Source organism: Cognatundibacterium luofuense (assembly GCF_018139685.1).
Classification (GTDB): Bacteria; Pseudomonadota; Gammaproteobacteria; order Burkholderiales; family Burkholderiaceae_D; genus Undibacterium; species Undibacterium luofuense.
On sequence record NZ_JAGSPN010000104.1, the window covers coordinates 1 to 507 of the forward strand.

A 507-nucleotide genomic window follows, 5' to 3' on the forward strand; every position below is an offset into this window, starting at 1 on the left:
GAAGTCGTCTTCCCGTATCTGGCGCATGCCCCGATGGAACCGCTGAATTGCACCGTTGCGATCAAAGGTGACAGCGCTGAACTCTGGTGCGGCACCCAGATGGCCGGTATGGATGGACTGGCAGCCGCACGCACGCTGGGTTTGAAGCCAGAAAATATTCTGGTGCATACCCAGGCTGCAGGCGGTGGTTTTGGCCGCCGTGCAGTGCCCAGCAATGATTACGTGGTGGAAGCCTGTCAGGTCGCCAAAGCCGCGCTGGATGCGGGCTTGCAGGCACCGGTACGCACTGTCTGGAGCCGTGAAGATGATATCCGTGGTGGCTATTACCGCCCTATGCATCTGCACACTGCCCATATCGGCTTCGATGCACAAGGCAAAATCCTGGGCTGGGATCATGTGATCGTCGGTCAGTCTATCGTGGCCGGCACCCTGTTTGAAGGCATGATGATCAAGGATGGGATTGATGCGACTGCGGTAGAAGGCATGAAAGAACCGTATGCACTGCCG

The 507-nt window shown here is 57.8% G+C and carries 1 protein-coding gene; it reads left to right on the forward strand.

Annotated elements, in window-relative coordinates; all coding sequences use genetic code 11:
- Positions 1 to 507, forward strand: a 507-nt coding sequence (locus KDM89_RS19535) for a molybdopterin cofactor-binding domain-containing protein (protein WP_212689562.1), incomplete at both ends; no start/stop codon positions are given.